The 17,153-nt window shown below is 68.9% G+C and carries 15 protein-coding genes and 1 pseudogene; 8 read left to right on the top strand and 8 right to left on the bottom strand.

Annotation, left to right across the window (positions count from 1 at the left end; genetic code table 11):
* The 3 genes and pseudogenes from U742_RS0113120 to U742_RS0113130 all read left to right on the top strand — a co-directional run.
* A pseudogene (locus U742_RS0113120) lies at nt 1-340 on the top strand (GTP 3',8-cyclase MoaA); the annotation flags it as partial.
* Nucleotides 341-452: 112 nt separating this feature from the next.
* Nucleotides 453-1,652, top strand: a complete 1,200-nt coding sequence (locus U742_RS0113125) for an MFS transporter (RefSeq protein ID WP_038361527.1) — start codon at nt 453-455, stop codon at nt 1,650-1,652.
* Nucleotides 1,653-1,741: 89 nt separating this feature from the next.
* Nucleotides 1,742-2,641 (top strand): DMT family transporter, encoded by a 900-nt coding sequence (locus U742_RS0113130; RefSeq protein ID WP_051661156.1) that lies wholly within the window; start codon nt 1,742-1,744, stop codon nt 2,639-2,641.
* 13 nt (nt 2,642-2,654) lie between these two features.
* Here U742_RS0113130 and U742_RS0113135 read toward each other — a convergent pair whose 3' ends face one another.
* The 5 genes from U742_RS0113135 to U742_RS0113155 form a co-directional block, all read right to left on the bottom strand.
* Nucleotides 2,655-3,755: a TRAP transporter substrate-binding protein gene (locus U742_RS0113135; RefSeq protein ID WP_029353724.1), complete on the bottom strand. Its 1,101-nt coding sequence runs from the start codon at nt 3,753-3,755 to the stop codon at nt 2,655-2,657.
* A 23-nt stretch (nt 3,756-3,778) separates the two neighbouring features.
* The gene (dctP, locus tag U742_RS0113140; RefSeq protein ID WP_029353726.1) at nt 3,779-4,864 is read right to left on the bottom strand and encodes a TRAP transporter substrate-binding protein; all 1,086 of its coding nucleotides are present in this window, start codon (nt 4,862-4,864) and stop codon (nt 3,779-3,781) included.
* A 125-nt stretch (nt 4,865-4,989) separates the two neighbouring features.
* Nucleotides 4,990-6,078, bottom strand: coding sequence for a TRAP transporter substrate-binding protein (locus U742_RS0113145; protein ID WP_029353727.1), 1,089 nt, complete (start codon nt 6,076-6,078; stop codon nt 4,990-4,992).
* 155 nt (nt 6,079-6,233) lie between these two features.
* A complete protein-coding gene (locus U742_RS0113150; protein ID WP_029353729.1) occupies nt 6,234-7,580 on the bottom strand; it encodes an ATP-binding protein in 1,347 nt (448 codons plus the stop codon).
* Nucleotides 7,581-8,309 carry a response regulator gene (locus tag U742_RS0113155; protein ID WP_029353731.1) on the bottom strand — a complete coding sequence of 243 codons (729 nt, stop codon included), beginning with the start codon at nt 8,307-8,309 and terminating at the stop codon, nt 7,581-7,583.
* 213 nt (nt 8,310-8,522) lie between these two features.
* On the opposite strand from U742_RS0113155, the gene U742_RS22540 reads away from it, so the two are divergent.
* Complete coding sequence (locus tag U742_RS22540; RefSeq protein WP_029353733.1) at nt 8,523-9,251, top strand: hypothetical protein; 729 nt, start codon at nt 8,523-8,525, stop codon at nt 9,249-9,251.
* Nucleotides 9,252-9,394: 143 nt separating this feature from the next.
* Nucleotides 9,395-10,249: a sterol desaturase family protein gene (locus U742_RS0113165; RefSeq protein WP_029353736.1), complete on the top strand. Its 855-nt coding sequence runs from the start codon at nt 9,395-9,397 to the stop codon at nt 10,247-10,249.
* A gap of 7 nt (nt 10,250-10,256) precedes the next feature.
* Here U742_RS0113165 and U742_RS0113170 read toward each other — a convergent pair whose 3' ends face one another.
* A complete protein-coding gene (locus U742_RS0113170; RefSeq protein ID WP_029353737.1) occupies nt 10,257-11,459 on the bottom strand; it encodes an Mrp/NBP35 family ATP-binding protein in 1,203 nt (400 codons plus the stop codon).
* A gap of 245 nt (nt 11,460-11,704) precedes the next feature.
* Here U742_RS0113170 and U742_RS0113175 point away from each other — a divergent pair, with 245 nt between their 5' ends.
* From U742_RS0113175 to U742_RS0113185, 3 genes are all read left to right on the top strand, one after another.
* The gene (locus U742_RS0113175; RefSeq protein WP_029353739.1) at nt 11,705-12,481 is read left to right on the top strand and encodes an ABC transporter substrate-binding protein; all 777 of its coding nucleotides are present in this window, start codon (nt 11,705-11,707) and stop codon (nt 12,479-12,481) included.
* A gap of 120 nt (nt 12,482-12,601) precedes the next feature.
* Nucleotides 12,602-13,324 carry an ABC transporter permease gene (locus U742_RS0113180; RefSeq protein ID WP_029353741.1) on the top strand — a complete coding sequence of 241 codons (723 nt, stop codon included), beginning with the start codon at nt 12,602-12,604 and terminating at the stop codon, nt 13,322-13,324.
* Complete coding sequence (locus tag U742_RS0113185; protein WP_029353743.1) at nt 13,324-14,073, top strand: ABC transporter permease; 750 nt, start codon at nt 13,324-13,326, stop codon at nt 14,071-14,073. The genes U742_RS0113180 and U742_RS0113185 overlap by 1 nt, the downstream gene beginning before the upstream one ends.
* On the opposite strand, the gene U742_RS0113190 is transcribed toward U742_RS0113185, so the two are convergent.
* Both U742_RS0113190 and U742_RS0113195 read right to left on the bottom strand, forming a co-directional pair.
* Complete coding sequence (locus U742_RS0113190; RefSeq protein WP_081852992.1) at nt 13,997-14,719, bottom strand: uracil-DNA glycosylase family protein; 723 nt, start codon at nt 14,717-14,719, stop codon at nt 13,997-13,999. The genes U742_RS0113185 and U742_RS0113190 overlap by 77 nt on opposite strands.
* Before the next feature lie 219 nt (nt 14,720-14,938).
* Nucleotides 14,939-17,149: a xanthine dehydrogenase family protein molybdopterin-binding subunit gene (locus U742_RS0113195; RefSeq protein WP_081853016.1), complete on the bottom strand. Its 2,211-nt coding sequence runs from the start codon at nt 17,147-17,149 to the stop codon at nt 14,939-14,941.
* Between the last annotated feature and the right edge of the window lie 4 nt (nt 17,150-17,153).

The following is a 17,153-nucleotide window of genomic DNA, read 5'->3' on the forward strand; positions in this document are numbered from 1 at the left end:
GACGCTGGAGGACATCCCGTTCCGCACCGGCGGACCGGCACGCTACGTCTCGATCCGCGAGACCGGCGGACGGCTCGGCCTGATCACGCCGCTGACGCATAATTTCTGCGAGGGCTGCAACCGCGTGCGCGTCACCTGCACCGGCACGCTCTATATGTGCCTCGGCCAGGACGACGCGGCCGATCTGCGCAAGCCGCTGCGCGCCTCCGAGAGCGACGAGCTGCTGCATGCCGCGCTGGACGAGGCGATCTTCCGCAAGCCCAAGGGCCACGACTTCGTCTATGACCGTCGCGGCCAGGCGCCGGCGGTGCGCCGTCACATGAGCGTCACCGGCGGCTGACAGCGTCCTGATCTCCGCATGACTGGGTTGCCGCGCCGCCCCTTGCTGCATTGCAGCATGAGGCGTAGGTAGAATCCCCGACTCAACATCCACCGCTTTCCGGGACGTTGCCATGCAGCTTCCGCTGATCGCCCTTGCCATGGCGTCCTTCGGCATCGGCACCACCGAATTCGTCATCATGGGCCTGCTGCCGGAGGTGGCGGCGGACCTTAACGTGTCGATCCCGGCCGCCGGCCTTCTGGTCACCGGCTATGCGCTGGGCGTGGTGATCGGCGCGCCGATCGTCGCCATCATCACCAATTCGCTGCCGCGCAAGGCGACGCTGATCGGGCTCGCCAGCGTGTTCGTGCTCGGCAATTTCCTGTGCGCGGTGGCCCCGGACTACTGGACGCTGATGGGCGCGCGGGTGGTCACCGCCTTCTGCCACGGCGCCTTCTTCGGCATCGGCGCGGTGGTGGCGGCCAATCTCGTGCCGCCGAACCAGCGGGCGAGCGCGATCGCGCTGATGTTCGCCGGGCTCACCCTCGCCAATGTGCTCGGCGTGCCGCTCGGCACCGCGCTCGGCCAGGCGATGGGCTGGCGCGCGACCTTCTGGGCGGTGGTGCTGATCGGCATCGCGGCGGTCGCGGGCATCGCGCTGTGGGTGCCGAAGGCGATCCCGCACGAGGGCGGCAACATCGTCAGCGAATTCGCGGTGCTGAAGCGCCCGCAGGTGCTGCTCGCCATGGGCATGAGCGTGCTCGCCTCCGCGAGCCTGTTCACCGTCTTCACCTATATCGCGCCGCTGCTGCGCGACGTGACCGGCCTTACCCCGCACAGCGTGACCTATGTGCTGCTGCTGTTCGGCGTCGGTATCACGGTCGGCAACTTCCTCGGCGGGCGGCTGGCCGACTGGCGGCTGATGCCCTCGCTGATGGCCATTTTCACCGGGCTCGCCGCGATCCTGGTCTCGCTGGTGTTCGCCAGCCCGTTCGCGACGATGATGGTCACCCTCGTCTTCGTCTGGGGCATCCTGGTCTTCGCCGTGGTGGCGCCGATCCAGATGCGGGTGGTCGACAGCGCGGTCGGCGCGCCGAACCTCGCCTCGACGCTCAACCAGGGCGCCTTCAATCTCGGCAACGCCTCCGGCGCCTGGATCGGCGGCGCGGTGCTGACCCTCGGCATCGGCTATGCGGAGCTGCCCTGGGTCAGCGCGGCGCTGGCGGTCGGCGCGCTCGGCCTGTGCGTCGCCTCGCAGGCGCTGGAGCGGCGCAACGGCGCGCTTGTCGACGAACCGGACGGCGAAGCGGCCACCGCCTGCGAGAATTGCTGACAACGCGCGGCTGACCCGCGCAGATTGTTCGGGCACCCATGGTGCAAATCAGCTAGAAGGACGCGGTCCGAACCCCTCGCGTCCTTCCCATGCACGACGTTTCAGCCAATCGCCGCGGCATCCTGCTGATGGTCGCCGGCACCGCCGTCTTCGCGGCCAACGACGCCAGCTCCAAGCTCGCCTCCGCCTACATGCCGGTCTCCGAATTCATGGCGGTGCGCGGCTTCTGCGCGGCGCTGATCCTGGCCGTCATCCTCGGCCTGCGCGGCGAATTGCACGGCATGCGCCATGTGGTGGACCGGCTGGTGCTCACCCGCGCCGGAACCGAGGCGGTGAGCGCTTTCTTCTACATCACCGCGCTGAGCATGATCGGCCTCGCCGACGCCTCCTCGATCATGCAGGTGGCGCCGCTGGTGACGCTGGCGGCGGCCGCACTGCTGATGGGGCAGCGTATCGGCTGGCGGCGCTGGATGGCGGTGGCGACCGGATTCCTCGGTGTGCTGCTGGTGATCAAGCCGGGCCCCGGCACCTTCCAGGCGGCGGCGCTGCTGCCGCTCGGCTGCGCCTTCCTCATCTCGTTCCGCGACTTCACCACCGGGCGGATCGCGGCGCATGTGCCCACCCTGGTGGTGGCGACCGCGACTGCTTTGTTCGGCATGCTGGTCGGGCTGCTCGGCAGCGACTTCCATAGCTGGCGCGCGCTCGGCGTCGAGGCGATCGCGATCACCCTGTTCGGGGCGGCGACGCTGGTCTGCGGCCACATGCTGGTGATCTCGGCGTTCCGCAGCGCCGACCCGACCGTGGTGGCGCCGTTCCGCTACGCCAACGTGCCCTTCGCGGTCACCTATGGCGCGCTGATCTTCGGCATGCGCCCGGACGTGATCGCCATCGCCGGCATGACGCTGATCGTCGCCGCCGGCATCTACACGCTGCGCTCGCAGACCCGCGCCGCCCGCCGCACCGAGCCGAGCCTCGAGCCGGCGGAGTGAGGGCGGTCCGCCCTCACCCCCGCGTGCGGGCGCGGATCATGTAGCCGTCATAGGGATATTCGCCGACCTGCCACCAGAGGTACTCCTCGTTGCGGAAGGCGAGCATCGATTCGTAGATCGTTTTGAAGTCGGCGTTCTTGGCCGCGATCTCGCCGAGCAGCTCGGACGTGGTCTTGTAGGCGGCGTCCATCACCGAGGCCGGGAAGGCGCGGAGCTGCGCGCCCGCCGCCACCAGACGGCGCAGCGCGGCGGGGTTGCGGGCGTCGTATTTCGCCAGCATGTCGGCATTGGCATAGGCGCTGGCGGCGGTGAACACCGCCTGATAGGCCTTGGGCAGCGCGTCCCACGCCTTGAGCCCGACGACGAAATGGATGGTCGGGCCACCCTCCCACCAGCCGGGATAATAGTAATAGGGCGCGACGCGATAGAAGCCGAGCTTCTCGTCGTCATAGGGGCCGACAAACTCGGCGGCGTCGATGGTGCCCTTCTCCAGCGCCGGATAGATGTCGCCGCCGGCGATGTTCTGCGGCACGAGGCCGTGGCGGGCCAGCACCTGACCGGCCAGCCCCGGCAGGCGCATCTTGAGCCCGCTGATGTCGGCGATGTCCTTGATCTCCTTGCGGAACCAGCCTCCCATCTGGGCGCCGGTATTGCCGCCGGCAAAGCCGATGACGCCGTATTTGGCGAGGAAGGCGTTCTGCAGGTCGAGACCGCCGCCATGGTAGAGCCACGCGGTCTGCTGGCGGGCGTTCAGCCCGAAGGGCAGCGTGGTGAAGGGCGCGAAGGCCGGGTCCTTGCCGATGTAGTAGTAGAGCGCCGTCTGCGCCGCCTCGACGGTGCCGTTCTGCACCGCGTCGAAGGCCTGCAGGCCGGGCACGAGCTCGCCGGGGGAGAACACCTCGACGTTGAAGCGCCCGTCGGTCGCCTCGCGCACATATTTCGAGAGCACGCCGCTGGTGCCGAAGATGGTGTCGAGCGACTTCGGATAGCTCGAGGTCAGGCGCCAGCGGATCTCCGGCGCGCTCTGGGCGATGGCGGGGGCGGCAAGGCCGGCGGTGGCGGCGGTGAGCGTGGCGCCGCGCAGCAGCGAGCGGCGTCCGAGCGTGGTCGTCATGGGCTGTTTCCTCACTGTCCGTCTTAACCGCGACTGCGGGCGCGGATCATGTAGCCGTCATAGGGATATTCGCCGACCTGCCACCAGAGGTATTCCTCGTTGCGGAAGGCGATCAGCGCCTCGGTGATCTTGCGGAAGCTCTCCGAGCGGGCGCCGAGCTCGGCATAGAGCTCGTTGGTCGCCGTATAGGCCGCGTCGAGGAAGCTCTGCGGGAAGGTCTTGAGCTGGGCGCCGGCGCCGACGAGGCGGCGCAGCGCGGCCGGATTGAAGGCGTCGTATTTCGCCAGCATGTCGGCATTGGCATAGGCGCAGGCGGCTTCGAAGATCGCCTGATAGGACTTCGGCAGCTCGTTCCACTTCGCCTGATTGACCACGACATGCATGGTCGGGCCGCCATCCCACCAGCCCGGATAGTAGTAGTAGGGCGCCACCCGCACGAAGCCGAGCTTCTCGTCGTCATAGGGGCCGACCCATTCGCAGGCGTCGATGGTGCCCTTCTCCAGCGCCGCATAGACGTCGCCCGGAGCGATCTGCTGCGGCACCACGCCGAGCTTGGCCACCACCTGCCCGGCAATGCCGCCGATGCGGAACTTCAGCCCGCGGAAATCCGACAGCTCCTTGATCTCCTTGCGGAACCAGCCGCCCATCTGGGTGCCGGTATTGCCGCCGAGGAAGCCGACGACGCCGTATTTCGCCAGGAACTCGTCCTGCAGCTCACGCCCGCCGCCATGGTAGAACCAGGCGTTCTGCTGGCGCGCGTTCAGCCCGAAGGGCATGGCGGTGAAGCAGGCGAAGGCGGGGTCCTTGCCGAGATTGTAGTAGAGCGGGGTCTGCGCCGCCTCCACCGTGCCGTTCTGCACCGCGTCGAAGGCCTGCAGGCCCGGCACGATCTCGCCGGCGGCGAAGCTCTGGATGGTGAAGCGCCCGTCGGTCGCCTCGCTCACATATTTCGCCACAAGCTCGTTGGCGCCGAAGATGGCGTCGAGCACCTTCGGCACGCTGGCGGTGAGGCGCCATTTCACGGGCGGGGCGGACTGGGCGACAGCCGGTGCCGCCACCGTGGTCGCGGCAAGCCCGGCGCCGGCGGCGAGGAGATCACGACGCTTCATCGGAGGGATCCTGCGTTTGCGGGCGCGATGTTTGCCGCAGGACGCGGTGAAGGGCAACCGTGCACGAGCCCGAAAGGAAACGGCCGGGCGATTGCCCGGCCGTCATGCCTGCGATCCGTTCGGGCTCAGCCGCGCACGCGGTTGCGGATCTGGAAGCTGTCGAAGGTGTATTCGGCGACCTGCCACCACAGATAGCCGTCGTTGCGGAAGGCCTGCATGGTCTCGATCGCCTTCTTGAAGTCGGCGTTCTTGGCGGAGATCTCCGACCAGAGCTGGTTGGTAGCCTTGAGGCTCGCGTCCATCACGTCGTTCGGATAGGGGCGCAACTGCGTGCCGTTCGCCACCAGCCGCTTGATGGCGAGCGGGTTCTGCACGTCGTAGCGCGCCTGCATGATGGTGTTGGCATAGGTCGAGCCGGCGATCAGCGCGGACTGGTAGTTCTTCGGCAGCTCGTTGAACTTGGCGAGGTTGGCGAAGGCGTGGATGGTCGGGCCGCCTTCCCACCAGCCGGGGTAGTAGTAGAACTTCGCCACCTTGTAGAAGCCGAGCTTCTCGTCGTCATAGGGGCCGACCCACTCGGCGCCGTCGATGGTGCCCTTCTCCAGCGCCGGATAGATGTCGCCGCCGGCGATCTGCTGCGGCACCACGCCGAGCTTGGCCATCACCTGGCCGGCGATGCCGCCGATGCGCATCTTCAGGCCGTTCATGTCGGCGACCGACTTGATCTCCTTGGAGAACCAGCCGCCCATCTGCGCCCCGGTGTTGCCGCAGGGCAGGCCGTAGACATTGTATTTCTTGAAGAATTCGTTGAACAGCTCGTTGCCGCCATGCTGGTAGAGCCAGGCGTTCTGCAGGCGGGCGTTGAGGCCGAACGGCACCGAGGCGGCGATCGCGAAGGTCGGGTCCTTCCCGACGAAGTAGTAGGAGACGGTGTGGCACATCTCCACGGTGTTGTTGGTCACCGCGTCGAGCACCTGCAGGCCGGGCACGATCTCGCCGGCGGCGAAGACCTGGATCTGGAACTTACCGTCGGTGAGTTCCGAGACCATCTTCGACATCACCTCGGCGCCGCCATAGATGGTGTCGAGCGACTTCGGGAAGCTGGAGGCGAGGCGCCATTTGATCTCGGGCGCGGACTGGGCGATGGCGGGGGCGGCAACGGCGCTGGCCGCGACGCCCGTGCCGGCGGCGGCGAGAAACTGACGACGCTTCATCGGATCGATTCTCCTCAGGGGGTTTCCTCGGTGACGCAACTGGCCGGACCGGCCGCTACGCCTTTGGCTTCAAGCCTTTTAAGTCCTCAAAGAGGTACGCTACGGCTTTCCGCAACGCAACAGCCGCGGCGTCCGCCTTTTGTCGGACGGACGCGTTAGGGCAGGCGCGGCAGCGCCAGCACGAAGCGCGCGCCGCCCCCCTCTCGCTCGCCCACGGTGAGCTCGCCGCCATAGGACTGCGCGAGCTGGCGGGCGATGGCGAGGCCGAGGCCGGCGCCGCCGTGGCGGCGGTTGCGCGAGGCCTCCAGCCGCCGGAACGGCTCGAAGATGTGCTCGCGCTCCCCGGGCGGCACGCCGGGGCCGCGATCCTCCACCCGCAGCTCCAGCCGGTCGCCCTGCGCCACCACGCTGACATCGGCGCAGCCTCCATAGGCGACGGCATTGTCGATGAGGTTGGCGGCGATGCGGGCGACGCCGGCCGCCCCGGCGCTGACCCGGGCCGCTGCCGGCAGCGCGGCGAGACGCACCGGCGCGCCGGCGGCGATGCGCGCCTCGCATTCGCGCTCCACCACCCGGCCGAGATCGACCGTCTGGTTCTCGCTGATGCCGAATCCGGCCTTGGCGAAGAGCAGCGCATCCTCCAGGAGGTCGTTCATGTCCTCGACGTCGCGCTGGCTGCGGTCCCGGATATCGCCCTCGGGCAGCATCTCGATGCGCAGGCGCAGCCGGGTGAGATAGGTGCGCAAATCGTGCGAGATGGCGCCGAGGATGAAGGTGCGCGCGCGCACCAGCGTGGCGATGCGCCCCTGCATGCGGTTGAAGGCGCGGGTCAGCGCCCGCACCTCGGAGGCGCCGGTCTCCGGCAGCGACACCGGCTGCGCCTCCTCGCCGAACCGCTCCACCGCCGCGCCGAGGCGGGCCAGCGGGCGGGTCTCGCGCACCACCGCGACCAGCGCCGCCGCCGCGATGAGGAAGCCGAGCAGGCCGCTCCACAGGCCCGGCGGCAGGCCGAAGACGCGGGCGGTCAGCTCATCGGTGCTCTCCACCACCAGCCATTGGCCGCCCGTCAGGCCGACGACGAAGCGCGCCGATACCCGCCCGAAGCGGCGGATCATCTCGCCGGGCAGGATCATCCGCTCGTCGGAGGTGAGCGCGTAGACGGTGATGTCGCGCGGCTTTTCGTCGGCAAGGTAGCTTGCCACCGCCTGCTCGACGATGCCGAGGCGGGTCGCGTTCGAGGGCAGCGGCGGCGCGGCGTCGACGATGCTGGCGCGCAGGCCGGCGCCGTTGATGGCGCGCAGCACCAGCGCGTGCTGGCCGGGGTCTGGCTCCTCCAGCAGATGCACCATGGCCGCCACCTGATCCGGCAGCGGCAGCCGGAATCCGGCCTCGGTGTCGCGGTCGCGCTGGATGTAGTTGGCGGCGATGGCGATGAACTGGACCGCCATCAGGGCGGCCGCCACGATGAGCCCGACGCGCCAGACGAGGCCGAAGCGGCGCACTCAGACCTCCCGCACCTCGGCGGCGAACAGGTAGCCGCCATTGCGAACGGTGGTGATCAGTGCCTCGCCTCCGGTTTCCACCGCATCGAGCTTACGCCGCAGCCGGCTCACCGTGACGTCGATGGTGCGGTCGAACGGATCGGCCATGCGCCCGCGCGTCCAGTCGAGCAACTGGTCGCGCGAGAGCACGCGGCGCGGGCGTTCGAGGAAGCAGGCGAGCAGGTCGAACTCGGCGGAGGTGAGCGGCAGCGGCGCGCCGGCCTCGGTCACGACCGAGCGCGCGTCGAGATCGGCGAGCAGCCCGGCGAAAGCGAGGCGCCGGCGCGGCGATCCCATCTCGGGCGAGCGCGAGGCGCGCCGCAGGATGGCGCGCAGCCGCGCCAGCAGCTCGCGCGGGTTGAACGGCTTGCCGAGATAGTCGTCGGCGCCGAGCTCGAGGCCGACGACACGGTCGATCTCGTCGCTCTTGGCGGTCAGCATCAGGATCGGCGTCTCGCTGCGGGCGCGCAGGCGCCGGCAGATGGAGAGCCCGTCCTCTCCGGGCAGCATCAGGTCGAGCACGATGATATCGGGCCGGCAGCGGACCAGCGCGCGGTCGAGCGAGGCGCCGTCCTCGGCCACCTCGACCTCGAAGCCCTCACGCGACAGGAAGCCGGCGAGCAGGGTCTGGATGTCGAGATCGTCCTCGACGATCAGCACGGTACGGCGGGGCGCGGCTGGATCGGACATCAATTCGCCTGACGAGGCTAACACCGTGGACAACCTGACGGTGCGGTGATCCCGCACGCTGCGGGATAGGTCCGCCGGCGGCAATGCTTAACGAAGCCGCTGTTACAAAACGTTACGAAACGGCCCTTCGCTGCAACACGGTAGTAAAGCGGAAAGGTCAAATTGCAATCATGAGTTTGGCGGTCAAGGCCGATCGCCTCATGGAGACAGCAGATGAAGACGACCTCGGTCATCACCGCCACCCTCGCCGGCGCCCTGCTCGTCGGCACCGTGGCGGAAGCCGGCGCCTGGGGCCGTAGCGGCGGCTTCACCGGCGCTCGCGGCTACTACGGCGTGCAGGCCCGCGGCGGCTGCACCTACGGATCCTGCTCACGCAGCCGGACGGTCACCGGCCCCTATGGCTATGGCGTGACGCGTCAGGGCACCGTTTCGCGTACCGCCCCCGGACAGTACACCTACACGGGCTCCTCGACCGGCCCGCGTGGCAACAGCATCACCCGCCAGGGCACGGCGACCCAGACCGCTCCCGGCCAGTACAGCTACCAGGGCAGCGCCACCGGCCCGCGCGGCTACAACACCGTGACCAAGCAGGGCACGGCGACCGTCAACGGCCCCGGCAACGTCACCACCAATGCGACGGTGACCGGCCCCTACGGCGCCACGGCCACCAAGCAGCGTCAGGTCAGCGGCGCACCCGGCCATTACACGTACAACAGCACGAGCACGGGCCCCTACGGCAACACCGTGACCCGCCAGGGCCAGACCAACAGCACCTACGGCAACTACCAGTACAACAGCACGGTCACCGGGCCCTACGGCAACTCGGTGAACCGCCAGGTCAATGCGGCCGGCACGCCGGCCACCGGCTACAACTATTCCGCGTCGCAGACCGGTCCCTACGGCAACACCTATTACGGCGGGGGCACCGTCTACCCCTACTGAGCCGTCCGGTCGCACTGATCTTGCTCTGACATCTCCCTTCGGGCCGCCGGCACGCCACACCGCCGGCGGCACCCGAACAGCGCCGGGCCGGCGTTCACCGCGTCGCCCTGCCGGCCCGGCGTTGCCAATTTCAGGCGTTCCCCATGGAAAGGCTGTTCGCCGGCGCCGCCGATCTGGCGGCGCAATACCCTGCCCTGCGCCTTATTCCCCTGCTGGCGCTGGCCCTGATGGCGGTCGAATGGCTCTATGCCCGGCTCGCCCTCCACGATGTCGAGACCTACGACCTGCGCGAAACCGCGGCCTCGCTCGCCATCGCGATCGGCAACCAGATCATCCGCCCGCTGACCGCCGGCCTCACCGCCGTCCCGCTGTTCCTCGCCTGGGACTACCGGCTGTTCGACATCCCGACCAGGGCGCTTGGACTTGCCACGCTGTTCGTGCTGGTCGACTTCGCGGCCTATTGGCACCACCGCGCGGCGCACCGCATCCGCTTCCTGTGGGCGACCCACGCCGTGCATCATTCGGCGACGCGGTTCAATCTCAGTTGCGCCATCCGCCTCGGCTGGACCGGCGCCTTCTCCGGCGTGATCTTTTTCTACCTGCCGATCGTGCTGATCGGCTTCCATCCGCTAGCGGTGCTCGGCATGGTCGGGCTCAACCTCGTCTACCAGTTCGTGCTGCACACCGAGCATGTGCCACCGCTCGGGCCGGTCGAGTGGGTGATGAACACGCCCACCCATCACAAGGTGCACCACGCCTCGAATGCGGGATGCCTCGACCGCAACTATGGCGGCGTCTTCATCGTCTGGGACCGGCTGTTCGGCACCTTCGCCCGCGCGCCGGAGGACGAGGCGCTGCGCTACGGCCTCGTCGGCGAGGACGGACCGAGCCGCAACCCGCTGGTCATCCAGTTCCGCGAATGGCTGCGGCTGGCGCGCGACGTGACGCGCGCGCCGGGCCTCAGGGCGCGGCTCAGGGCGCTGTTCGGCGCGCCCTGAACGCCGCCTACCCTTCCACCACGATGCGCGGCGCCGGGCGCGCGCCGACATGGCCGCCGGCCAGCGCCTCGCGCACCGAGCGGGCGATGGAGCGGTAGATCTCCGCCTCGGCGCTGTCCGGCGCGGTCGCCACGACTGGGCGGCCGGCATCGGAAGTCTCGCGGATCGTCATGTGCAGCGGCACCTCGCCGAGGAAGGGCACCTTGAGGCGCTGCGCCTCGTGCCGCGCCCCGCCATGCCCGAAGATGTCCGAGCGGGTGCCGCAATGCGGGCACAGGAAGTAGCTCATGTTCTCGACCACGCCGAGAACCGGCACGTTCACCTTCTCGAACATGGCGATGCCGCGCCGCGCGTCGATCAGCGCGAGGTCCTGCGGGGTCGAGACGATCACCGCGCCGGCGAGCGGCACCTGCTGGGCCATGGTGAGCTGCGCGTCGCCGGTGCCGGGCGGCATGTCGACGACGAGCACGTCGAGCGGCGCCCAGTTCACTTCCTTGAGCATCTGGCTGATGGCCGACATCACCATCGGGCCGCGCCAGATCATCGGCGTCTCCTCCTCGACGAGGAAGCCGATCGACATGACCTTCAGCCCCCAGGATTCGAGCGGCTGCAGCATGCGGCCCTCGGCGACCGGCCGGCCCTTGAGGCCGAGCAGGCGCGGCACCGAGGGGCCGTAGATATCGGCGTCGAGCAGGCCGACCTTGAGGCCGAGCGAGGACAGCGCCAGAGCGAGGTTCGCGGCGAGCGTCGACTTGCCCACCCCGCCCTTGCCGGAAGCGACCGCGATGATGGCGCCGACACCCGGCAGGCCGCGGCTCTCCTTCTGCGGGTCGGACGGCGGGGCGTGCGTGTGACCGGCATGAGCGTGACCGGCATGGGCGCCCTGCCCCGAGACGCGCACCGGCTGGGTCGACGTGCCGCCGGCAGGGGCGGGTGGCGCCGCGCCGGCCGGAGCCGTGCCAGCCTTGCGCTCGGCGGTGAGCGCCACCAGCGCCGAGACGACGCCGGGCGTGCCGCGCACGGTGCGCTCGACCGCCTGGCGCACCGGCTCCCAGGCCTGCGCCTGCGCCGCGTCCACCGAGATCGACAGATAGACCTTGCCGTCCGAGACCACGATCTCCGACAGCGCGCCCGTCTCGATGACCGGTCGCCCGTCGGGCGCCGTCACCTGGGCGAGCCGCGCCTTCACCTCGTCAGCGGTTACCGCCATCGTCGCGCTCCTTCGACTGTTCGGGACCGTGAGACACCAGTCGGACCGGAGCGTCAACCCGTCGGGACTGCTTGTTCGATCGGCATTTCCGATGGAAGCCGATTGCCTAATCAACGACCAGATGAGCGAAGTGATCAGGAATGCGGCAGCCCCGTTGCGCATCCCCCCGAATTAATGCCAGCATCGCGGCGGCCGGGAGAAAAACAACAGCCCGGCTCCAGAGCAATCTTCCAGAGGGGAACAGCATGAGCCTCGTCACCCGCCTCGCGGCAGCCGCCATCGTCGTCATGGCCGCCGCGACCGGCGCATCCGCCAAAGAGTGGAAGGTCGTCCGCATCGGCACCGAGGGCGCCTACCCGCCGTTCAACTATGTCGAGAACAACGAGATCAAGGGCTTCGACATCGACATCGGCAAGGCGCTGTGCGCGAAGATGAAGGTCGAGTGCACCTTCGTGGCGCAGGACTGGGACGGCATCATTCCGGCGCTGCTCGCCGGCAAATACGACGCCATCGTCGCCTCGATGTCGATCACCGAGGAGCGCAAGAAGCAGATCGACTTCTCCAAGAAGTACTACAACACGCCGGCGAGCTTCGTCGCCCCGAAGGACACCAAGATCACCGACACCTCGCCGGCCGCGCTGAAGGGCAAGGTGCTCGGCGCGCAGGGCTCCACCATCCACTCGAACTATCTCGAGGACATCTACGCCAAGGCCGGAGCCGAGGTGAAGCTCTACGGCAAGCAGGACGAGGCCAATCTCGACCTCGCCAATGGCCGCCTCGACGCCGTGCTGGCCGACAAGGTGGTGCTGCTCGAGTGGCTGAACTCGAAGGACGGCGCCTGCTGCAAGTTCGTCGGCGCCGAGTACAAGGACCCGAAATATTTCGGCGAGGGCGTCGGCGTCGGCATCCGCAAGGACAATCCCGAGCTGGTGACGATGTTCAACAAGGCGATCGACGAGATCCTCGCCGACGGCACCTACAAGAAGATCAACGACAAGTATTTCCCCTTCAGCGTCTACTGACGCGACCGGGCCGGTCGCCGTTCCGGACGAGGCTCCCGGAGCGGCGACCCGATCTGGGGCGAGCGGGCGCCTGACCCGCGACACCGGCGGCCGGCGCAACCGCGGAGCACTTCCCCTTCCATGCTCGAACTCCTGGACCTGCTCTCCTTCGGTCCAAACGGCTGGGGCGACGAGATCGCGCGCGGCGCGCTGCTCACCATCGAACTCGCCGTCGCGACATTGCCGGTCGGGCTCGCCATCGGGCTCGGCGTGGCGCTCGCCAAGGACTCCTCGTCACTTGTCGTGCGCGGCATCGGCGACATCTACACCACCGTGTTCCGCGGCCTGCCCGAGCTGCTGACGCTGTTCATCGTCTATTACGGCGGGCAGATGCTGCTCACCCGCATCGCCGGCTATTTCGTCGACGGCGCCAATGTCGAGGTGAACCAGTTCGTCGCCGGCGTCGCCGCGCTCGGCCTCGTGCTCGGCGCCTTCTCCAGCGAGGTGTTCTACGCCGCCATCCGCGCCGTGCCGCGCGGGCAAAAGGAAGCGGCGGCGGCGCTCGGGCTTTCGAAATACCGGGTGTTCCGGCTGGTCACCTTCCCGCAGCTCTGGCGCGTCGCGCTGCCGGGGCTGTCGAACAACTGGCTGGTGCTGCTGAAGGACACATCGTTGGTCTCGGTCATCGCCATCAACGACCTGATGCGGCAGACCGCGATCGCGGTCGGGGTGACCAAGCAGCCCTTCTTCTTCTATCTCGTCGCCTGCCTGATCTATCTCGTGTTCTCGATGCTCTCGAGCGCCGTCTTCGTGCGGCTGGAGGCGCGGGCCTCGCGCGGCTTCAAGCGCGTGGGAGGCCACTGATGCAGACGCTGCTCGACATGCTCGGCAACGGCTTCCTCGGAGTCATGGGGCTTCTCGGCCTCAACACCGAGCTGATGGCGCGCTACGGCCTGCGCTTCCTCGACGGCGTGTGGGTGACGATCGAGCTCGTCATCTGGTCCGTCGCGCTCGGCGGCCTGCTCGCGCTGCCGCTCGCCATCGCCCGGGTCGAGGGCAACAAATATGTCGCCCGCGCCGCCTTCGCCTATTCCTATTTCTTCCGCGGCACGCCGCTGCTGGCGCAGACCTTCCTCGTCTATTACGGCGCCGGCCAGTTCCGCGAGGAGCTGACCGCCATCGGCCTGTGGTGGTTCTTCCGCGACGCCTTCTACTGCGCGGTGCTGACGTTCACGCTCAATACCGCCGCCTATCAGTCGGAGATCCTGCGCGGCGGCATACAGAGCCTGCCGGCCGGGCAGATGGAGGGGGCCTTCGCGGTCGGCCTGTCGAAGGTGCTCGCCTATCGCAAGGTGATCCTGCCGCAGGCGATCGGCATCGGGCTGCGGCCGCTCGGCAACGAGCTGATCCTGATGATCAAGGCGAGCTCCATCGCCTCGGTGATCACCGTCTACGACCTGATGGGCGTCACCCGCCTCGCCTTCTCCCGCTCCTACGACATGGAGGTCTATCTCTGGGCGGCGGTGCTCTACCTCGTCATGGTCGAGGGCGTGCGGCGGGTGTGGAACGTGCTGGAGCGCCGGCTGAACCGGCACCTGCTGGTGGGGCGCTGAGGCATCGCTGCAGCGCCGCCGCCACCTCGGCGCGAAGGACCGGCAGCAGCTCCGTCTCGAACCACGGATTGCGCTTCAGCCAGCCTGTGTTGCGCCAGGAGGGATGCGGCAGAGCGAGGATGCGCGGATGCGCGCGCGCCTCGAAGATCTCCCGCCAGCGCAGCACGCGCTCGGTGAGGCTGAGCGGGACGAAGCGCTCCAGACCCAGCCGGCGCAGATGGTAGTTCTGGGCGGGCGCGCCGATCACCAGCACCAGCTCGAAGGCGGGCAGCGCGGCGAACAGCCGGTCGTGCCATGTGGCGACGCATTCGGCGCGCGGCGGCAGGTCCGCGCCCTTGGCATCCTGCCCCGGGAAGCAGAAGCCCATCGGCGCGATGGCGATGCGGCCGACGTCGTAGAAGGTCTCCACATCGACGCCGAGCCATGAGCGCAGCCGGTGGCCCGAGGCATCCGTGAAAGGCATGCCCGACAGATGCACCCTGGTGCCGGGCGCCTGGCTGGCGATGAGGATGCGCGCGCTCTCCGACACCCGCAGAACCGGGCGCGGCTCGTGCGGCAGGGGCCGGCGCAAGGGCGCGTCCACGCAGACGCGGCAGGCGCGAATCTGCGCGACGAGAGTATCGAGGGTGTCGGGGAGCGCGGACATCGCCGCAAGAGATGGGCGTTCCGGCCGCGCTTGTCACGGCCGGAACGCCCAGGGGATCGCTTTCCCGCTGCGCGCCTATGATCGGGGAGACGTCATGGCCGGGCTTGCCCCGGCCATCCACGTCTTCCTCGACCTAAGGGCGTGGATGCCCGGCTCAAGGCCGGGCATGACGCATGCCGGAGGAGGCCGGCGCGGCCCGATGCGCCGCGAGCCGGCGGTTCAGGTCGCCTTGAACTCGTCGAGCTTGAACGGCAGCGAGTAGAGCCGCTTGCCGGTGGCGTCGAAGATCGCGTTGGACAGGGCCGGCGCGATCACCGGCACGCCCGGCTCACCGACCCCGGTGGGCGCGTTCGCCGACGGCACGATATGCACCTCGATCTTCGGCATCTCGGAGATGCGCAGCGGCACATAGGTGTCGAAGTTCGCCTGCTCGACCACGCCCTTGTCGAGCGTGATCTCGTCATGCAGCGCCGCGCCGAGGCCGAAGCCGATGCCGCCCTCGATCTGCGCGGCGACGACATCCGGGTTGACGGCGATGCCACAATCCAGCGCGCAGACCACCTTGTCCACCTTGATGCGGCCATCCACCACCGAGACGTCGACGATGCTGCCGACCACGGTATCGAAGGATTCGTGCAGGGCGATGCCGCGGCCCTTGCCCGGCCCGGCCGGCTTGCCCCACTCGCCCTTCTCGGCGAGCAGCTTCAGGACGCCGAGATGGCGCGGATGCTCCTTCAGCAGCTCGGTGCGGAAGGCGACGGGGTCCTTGCCGGCGGCGCGCGCCAGCTCGTCGATCGTCACCTCCATCACATGCGCCGTGTGGGTGTGGCCGACCGAGCGCCACCACAGCGTCGGCACGCCGACCTTCACGGTGTGCAGGTCGACCTCGAAATCGGCGATGGCGTAGGGCGAATCGGCGGAGCCCTCGACCGAGGTGCCGTCGATGTCCTCCTTCACGATCACCGGCTCGAAGGGCGTGCCGACGATGAAGGACTGGCCGACGATGCGCTGCCGCCAGCCGGCGATGCGCCCGTCGGAGGTGATGCCGGCCTGCACCTTGTGCACGAAGAGCGGGCGATAGAAGCCGCCCTTGATGTCGTCCTCGCGGGTCCAGACGAGGTGCACCGGCGCCTTGCCGTCGATCGCCTTCAGGATGGTGGCGGCTTCCGCCATGTAGTCCGCCGGCGGGTTGGCGCGGCGGCCGAAGGAGCCGCCGGCCCATTGCGTCTCGATCTTCACCTGCTCAGGCTTCAGGCCGAGGATGCCGGCGACCACCGCCTGCTCGACCGTCTGGAACTGCGAGCCGGCCCAGATGGTGACGCCGTCGCCGGTCTTCTCGATCACGCAGTTGAGCGGCTCCATCGGCGCGTGGGCGAGATAGGGGAAGGCGAAGTCGAGATCGACCGTCTTGGCCGCGCCCGCGAGCCCCTTCGCCGCGTCGCCGCGCCGGGCCGCCGGCTTGCCGGGCGTGCCGGCGAGCTTGCGGTACTCGTCGAGCAGCTCGGCGGTGCCGCGGCTCTCCGCCTTGGCCTCGTCCCAGACGATGTCGGCGAGCGCATCGCGCCCCTGCATCGCCGCCCAGGTATTCTGCGCCAGCACCACGATGCCGGCCGGCACGGTGACGACGTCGACCACGCCGGGCACCTTCTTCGCCGCGCTGGCGTCGAAGCTCTTCACGCTCGCGCCGAAGCGGTCCGGCCGCTTGATGAGGGCGGTCAGCATGCCCGGGCGGCGGATGTCGAGCGCGTAGATCGCCTTGCCGTCGGTCTTGTCGGCGGAATCGAGGCGCGGCAGCCGCGTGCCGATCAGCTTGAAGTCCTTCGGCTCCTTGAGCCGGACCTCCTTCGGCACGGCCTGCTTCGCGGCGTCGGCGGAGAGCTCGCCGAAGGTCGCGCGGTTGCTGCCGCTGGTCAGCACGCCCTTTTCTATCGAGATGCTGCTTGCCGGCACCTTCCAGCGCTCGGCGGCAGCGGCGACCAGCATGTGGCGGGCTGCGGCGCCGGCCTTGCGCAGTTGCTCCCAGCTATTGGCGACCGAGGTCGAGCCGCCGGTGCCCTGCACGGGGCCGAAGGCGAGGTTGTTGTAAAGCGCCGGATTGGCGGGGGCGAACTCGGCGCGCATCTGGCCCCAGTCGGCGTCGAGTTCCTCGGCGACGATGGTGGTGAGGCCGGTGGTGACGCCCTGCCCCATGTCGAGGTGCTTGATCAGCACGGTGACGGTGTTGTCCGGGGCGATGCGCACGAAGGCGTTCGGCATCGGGCCGTCGTCCTTGGCGGCCGCCATCGCCCCACGCGGGGCGAGGTGGACGCCGATGACGAGCGCACCGGCGAGCGCGGCGCCGCCCTTCAGGAAGCCGCGGCGCGAGGCGGCCGTCGCCGGCGCGAGCTGCGCCAGCATGCGGGCATATTGATCGGGCTTGATGATGTGCATGGCG

This window comes from Allobosea sp. 117 (genome assembly GCF_000702305.1).
Lineage (GTDB): Bacteria > Pseudomonadota > Alphaproteobacteria > Rhizobiales > Xanthobacteraceae > Ancylobacter.

Coding starts and splice junctions, on each gene's coding strand:
- U742_RS0113125 (WP_038361527.1), top strand. CDS start 453: ATGCAGCTTCCGCTGATCGCCCTTGCCATGGCGTCCTTCGGCATCGGC.
- U742_RS0113130 (WP_051661156.1), top strand. CDS start 1,742: ATGCACGACGTTTCAGCCAATCGCCGCGGCATCCTGCTGATGGTCGCC.
- U742_RS0113135 (WP_029353724.1), bottom strand. CDS start 3,755: ATGACGACCACGCTCGGACGCCGCTCGCTGCTGCGCGGCGCCACGCTC.
- dctP (WP_029353726.1), bottom strand. CDS start 4,864: ATGAAGCGTCGTGATCTCCTCGCCGCCGGCGCCGGGCTTGCCGCGACC.
- U742_RS0113145 (WP_029353727.1), bottom strand. CDS start 6,078: ATGAAGCGTCGTCAGTTTCTCGCCGCCGCCGGCACGGGCGTCGCGGCC.
- U742_RS0113155 (WP_029353731.1), bottom strand. CDS start 8,309: ATGTCCGATCCAGCCGCGCCCCGCCGTACCGTGCTGATCGTCGAGGAC.
- U742_RS22540 (WP_029353733.1), top strand. CDS start 8,523: ATGAAGACGACCTCGGTCATCACCGCCACCCTCGCCGGCGCCCTGCTC.
- U742_RS0113165 (WP_029353736.1), top strand. CDS start 9,395: ATGGAAAGGCTGTTCGCCGGCGCCGCCGATCTGGCGGCGCAATACCCT.
- U742_RS0113170 (WP_029353737.1), bottom strand. CDS start 11,459: ATGGCGGTAACCGCTGACGAGGTGAAGGCGCGGCTCGCCCAGGTGACG.
- U742_RS0113175 (WP_029353739.1), top strand. CDS start 11,705: ATGAGCCTCGTCACCCGCCTCGCGGCAGCCGCCATCGTCGTCATGGCC.
- U742_RS0113180 (WP_029353741.1), top strand. CDS start 12,602: ATGCTCGAACTCCTGGACCTGCTCTCCTTCGGTCCAAACGGCTGGGGC.
- U742_RS0113185 (WP_029353743.1), top strand. CDS start 13,324: ATGCAGACGCTGCTCGACATGCTCGGCAACGGCTTCCTCGGAGTCATG.
- U742_RS0113190 (WP_081852992.1), bottom strand. CDS start 14,719: ATGTCCGCGCTCCCCGACACCCTCGATACTCTCGTCGCGCAGATTCGC.
- U742_RS0113195 (WP_081853016.1), bottom strand. CDS start 17,149: ATGCACATCATCAAGCCCGATCAATATGCCCGCATGCTGGCGCAGCTC.